We start from the raw sequence: 5,274 nt of genomic DNA, 5'->3' as shown, positions 1-5,274 counted from the left end.
TGGAAGGGGGATAGGGAAGCGAGGCATCGGCTGGTCAGCGGTGCTTCAGCCCCCCCCGCGACGTTGGTTTTTCGGGTAGGCGGTAGCGGACGAGGCGACGAGATCTTGCCGAGATGCCGAGGACAGAGGACTCGTCGCCTCGTCCACTACCCGAAAATTGAGCTTCGGTAGACCACTTAATGCCCCAGGAAGCTCTCGTCGACCAGCGGCAGGTCTTCGAGGGTTTCGAGCCCGAACAGGGTGAGGAAACGCTCGGTGGGGTAGTAGTGCGGGACTTTCCGTCCGCCCTCGGCAGGTGCTTGGCGTTTCATTTCCAGCAGTCGGCGGCGGACGAGTTGATTGAGCAGCGCGCCGCTGTCTTTTCCACGTTGATCTTGGACGGTCTGGGCGGTCACCCCCGGCTGGTAGGCGACCAGCGACAACACTTCGACGGCGGCTTGGCTGAGACGCGCTTCGCGGACCTTGCCGAGAAACGAATGGCGGACTTTTTCGACCGCGGGGGCAATCGTCATCCGATAGCCACCGTCTTCGTCTTCGATGATGCGCAACGCTTGTTCGGCTGACTTGTAGGACTGGTTGAGCGTGTCGATCATCTCGGTCACCTCCTCTTCGGTGACCCCGCGCATCAGCGACGCCAGGCGGGCGGCGGTGAACGATTGATTGTCCGGATGCCCGACGAACAGGGCGGCTTCGATGATGCCTTCGGGATGGACGGTTTCGTCTTCAGCGGCCGAGTTCTCCGTCGACGCATCCGGCGCCGGTTCGTCGTCGTTTTCGCTGTTCGGCGGAGCTTCCGGCACCGCAAACGTCTCCGGATCATGCGCCGCGGCGGCGCGCGCGTAGGCCGCTCCGATATCATCGAGCGAGATCTCGCCAAAATCAGCATCGTCTTCCAAGTACGACTCGGCATTCGACTCGTCGGGGGAGTTTGATTCAGCCGAGGGGTGTTCGTCGTCGTTCATTGCGGGACACTCCTAATTGCGGTCTCGAACCCAGGCGACGAATCGACCGATTTGTTCGTGTGCGAGCAGAGATTCGACGGTGTTGTGATGGCGTCCAAGATCTTTTTCCCGCGGCACAAATCGATGGATCGAGTTGTGGCAATCGTGGCAAACGGAAATCGTTTCTTGCATTCGAGCCCTTGAGAACCGTTTTTTAAACCATTTGTTGTGATGGCAGCGACGGGGAATCAGGTGGTGCTCGGTCGTCCCACGCCGGGTGACGCGACCGCACAAGGCACAGGGTTTTGGAGTGGCGCGGGACTTCGCCGCGTTGGCATTAGACCGATTCATCTTCGCATCGCACTTGCGGTTTGTCATTTTTATCGACTTTCCCAGATCAACGCGACATGTTAGCCCGGCGGATCAGCGAAGCACGCCGCGCGGCCCCTCGCCGACACGTGCGGGCTAGAAACGACAAACCGCTTGCGGGAGAGATCGGCGGCGAAACTCATTTTTGGCGGTCTGGTCCGACTGGGCAATCCTCGACGGCAAAGTCACGCGGCCCCCAGGCGACTTTACCGCGATACCTTCGTGTCCGAGAGTCGCTATGATAGCGGGCAAGTTGATTTCTGATTCGCACTTTTTTCGAAGACGTCGCCGATGTCCAAAGCAGTTCGCCTTGATGTGATGATGTTTCTGCAGTTTTTTGTCTGGGGGGCGTTCTTCGTCCCGATGACGAGTTACTTGCAGCAGATATTTGCCGGTGAAGAGAATCTCAACACGATCATCGGTGACGTCTATTCGACTCAAACATGGGCGGCGATCTTTGCCCCGATCATCGTCGGGTTTGTCGCCGACCGGTTGTTCAACAAAGAGATCATCAACGGAGTGCTGCAGATTGCCGGCGCCGCGATGCTTTGGTGGTGCAGCACGATCGTCGACTCACCGACCCGATTTTACTGGGTCATGATGGCGTTTTTCTTGTGCTACATGCCGACCTTGGCGCTGGTCAATGCGATCACGTTCCAGAACGTGGATTCGATTGAAAATGATTTCCCCAAAATCAGGTTGTGGGGCACGATCGGCTGGATCGTTTCGGGGTTGGTGGTTTCACAATCCATGTTCGGGCTATTCCCGATCCCGGTGCTTCCCGGAGTGGAAGACGCCGGCAGCACGAATTTGCCGTTGCGGCTTTCGGCGGTCGTCGGCCTGATTTACGGGATCTATTGTTTCACGCTCCCCAAGTCACCGCCGCAGGGACGTGACAATCCGGTCAGCATCGGCAAAGTCTTGGGATTGGATGCGGTTCGGCTGTTTCGCAACCCCAGCTACCTGGTGTTTGCGGTCTGCTCGTTTCTGATTTGCATCCCGTTGGCGTTCTACTACGCCCGGACGTATGACTTTGTTGAAAAGATGGCGTTCGGCAGCGACAGTGCGGGGGTGATGGCACTCGGTCAGGTGAGCGAAATTTTCTTCATGGCACTGGTCCCGTTCTTCCTGGCCCGCTTGGGCGTCAAGTGGATGTTGCTGGTGGGGATGTTGGCATGGGCCTTGCGTTACGCACTGTTCGGATTGATGCCCAGCACCTCAGCGATGTTGGTCCTGGGAATCGTCTTGCACGGGATCTGTTACGACTTTTTCTTTGTGACCGGCCAGCTCTACACCGATCGCATCGCGCCGAAGGAAATCCGGACCAGCGCGCAGGCGTTGCTGGGGTTGTTGACGTACGGGGCTGGGATGCTGGTCGGGAACCTGATTCACGGACCCTGGGGCGATTACATCAACCTGGATCCGACCACCTCGGAAGGCTGGGCGGAGGGGGCCGCAGAGTTTTGGCTGATGCCGGCGGGCTTGGCGATTGGCGTGTCGGTGCTGTTCTTCGCCACGTTCTGGGACAAGTCCAGTGCGGCGAAGGGAAATAACGCGGTCGCCGCAGACAGTACGACGGCTTAGCGGACAAATCCCGGTTTTCTGGTGTTGCCTATCCTACGCAAGACGGTGGTTGATCTGATATCTTTCCCGAAATTTGGAAACGATCTCGCTCTCCACCGGAAAACGACGTGCCACGACGCGACGACATCAAAAAAATTCTGCTGATCGGCAGCGGGCCGATCATCATCGGCCAGGCCTGTGAATTCGACTATTCCGGCACCCAGGCGTGTAAAGCCCTCCGCGAAGAGGGATACGAAGTGGTGCTGGTCAACAGCAACCCGGCGACGATCATGACCGACCCGGCCACGGCGGATTCGACCTACATCGAACCGCTGACCTGGCAAATGGTCGAAAAAGTGATCGAAAAAGAACGCCCGGACGCCTTGCTGCCCACCCTGGGAGGTCAAACCGGCCTGAACGTTGCCATGGACCTGGACGCCAACGGCGTGCTGGAAAAATACGGCGTCGAAATGATCGCCGCCGACGCCAAGGTGATCGCCAAGGCCGAGGAACGCGACCAGTTCAAAGAGGCGATGGAAAAGATCGGCCTGGACGTCTGCCGCGGCCACGTGGTGCACAACATCGAACAAGCCCGCGCGGCGATGGAAGACGTCGGCTTGCCGGCCGTCGTCCGCCCCAGTTTCACCATGGGCGGCAGCGGCAGCGCGATCGCCTACAACAAAGACGATTTCGATGCCCTGGTCAAAAGCGGCCTCGACCAATCGCCGGTCACGGAAGTCCTGATCGAAGAATCCATCATCGGCTGGAAAGAATACGAGATGGAGGTGATGCGCGACAAAGACGACAACGTCGTGATCATCTGCAGCATCGAGAACTTTGACGCGATGGGCGTTCATACCGGCGACTCGATCACCGTCGCCCCGGCCCAAACACTCAGCGACAAAGAATACCAACGGATGCGCGACGCCTCGTTGGCCGTGATCCGCGAAATCGGAGTCGAAACCGGCGGCAGCAACATTCAATTCGCGATCGAACCGTCGACCGGACGAATGATCGTGATCGAAATGAACCCACGTGTCAGCCGCTCCAGTGCCTTGGCCAGTAAGGCTACCGGATTTCCGATCGCAAAGATCGCCGCCAAACTTGCCGTCGGATACCGACTCTGGGAATTGCCCAACGACATCACCAAGAAAACCAAGGCCTGCTTCGAACCGACGATCGACTATGTCGTCACCAAGATTCCGCGGTTCGCCTTCGAAAAGTTCCCCGAAGCCGACGCGACGCTGATGACGCAAATGAAAAGCGTCGGCGAAACGATGGCGATCGGACGCACGTTCCGCGAATCGTTGCAGAAAGCGATGCGTGGATTGGAAGTCGGCGCCTTCGGGCTCGGTAGCGACAACCGCGATCTCTGGGGTACCGAAGACCAACCCGACCTGGACACCATCCGCGCCAAGCTGGGCACCCCCAATGCCGAGCGAATCTTTTACTTGCGCTACGCCATCAAGGCGGGCATCTCGATCGAGGAAGTGCATTCGCTGACGCACATCGATCCCTGGTTCCTGGACCACCTTTCGGAAATCATTGAACACGAAGAGGAGATTCGCAAACTCGGATCGCTCGAGGCGATGGACCGAGAGCGGATGTGGAACGCCAAACGCGACGGTTTTTCCGACCGACAAATCGCCCACATGCTGTCCTCGACCGAATTGAAGGTCCGTCAACATCGTTTGGATTTGGGCATTCGACCGGTCTTCAAAAGCGTCGATACCTGCGCCGCCGAATTCGAAGCCTACACGCCGTACTACTACAGCACCTACGAGATCGAAGACGAATTGCCGCCCAAGGCGGATCAAAAACGCGTCGTGATCTTGGGCGGCGGGCCGAACCGGATCGGGCAAGGGATCGAGTTCGACTATTGCTGCTGCCACGCCAGTTTCGCGCTGCGTGAGATCGGTTACGAATCGATCATGGTCAACAGCAATCCCGAGACGGTCAGCACGGACTATGACACCTCGGACATCCTGTTCTTTGAACCGCTGACGATCGAAGATGTGTTGAACATCTGCGACGCGACCCAACCCGACGGCGTGATCGTTCAGTTCGGCGGACAAACGCCACTGAATCTGGCTCGAGGACTGCAAGAGGCCGGTGTCCCGATCATCGGCACCAGCGTCGACACGATCGAAGCCGCCGAGGACCGCGAGCGTTTCCAACAGCTGATCAACGACTTGCAATTGCGGCAGCCGCCCAGCGGCATCGCCCGCAACATGGAAGAGGCCCGAAGGGAAGTCAAACGCATCGGCTATCCGGCGTTGGTCCGTCCCAGTTTCGTGCTGGGCGGTCGCGCGATGGAGATCTGCTACGACAAGGCACAATTCGAACGCTACGTCGCCGAAGCATTCATCGTCGCCGACGGACAACCGGTGTTGATCGACCG

General features: G+C 58.5%; 3 protein-coding genes. 2 read left to right on the top strand and 1 reads right to left on the bottom strand.

The features are described 5' to 3' along the window. Positions 1 to 176: 176 nt before the first annotated feature. Positions 177 to 962 carry an SMC-Scp complex subunit ScpB gene (locus tag ABX749_RS20720; RefSeq protein WP_372897651.1) on the bottom strand — a complete coding sequence of 262 codons (786 nt, stop codon included), beginning with the start codon at positions 960 to 962 and terminating at the stop codon, positions 177 to 179. Between the two features lie 639 nt (positions 963 to 1,601). Here ABX749_RS20720 and ABX749_RS20715 point away from each other — a divergent pair. Together ABX749_RS20715 and carB are read left to right on the top strand one after the other, a co-directional pair. Next, positions 1,602 to 2,894 carry an MFS transporter gene (locus ABX749_RS20715; protein WP_372897650.1) on the top strand — a complete coding sequence of 431 codons (1,293 nt, stop codon included), beginning with the start codon at positions 1,602 to 1,604 and terminating at the stop codon, positions 2,892 to 2,894. Positions 2,895 to 3,001: 107 nt separating this feature from the next. Then, on the top strand, positions 3,002 to 5,274 hold a 2,273-nt coding region (carB, locus tag ABX749_RS20710; protein ID WP_372897649.1), incomplete at its 3' end, for a carbamoyl-phosphate synthase large subunit.

Origin of the sequence: Stieleria sp., assembly GCF_041595215.1 — a bacterium.
Lineage (GTDB): Bacteria > Planctomycetota > Planctomycetia > Pirellulales > Pirellulaceae > Stieleria > Stieleria magnilauensis.
Note: the sequence above shows the minus strand (reverse complement) of the source record. Positions and strands in the feature narration are given on the sequence as shown.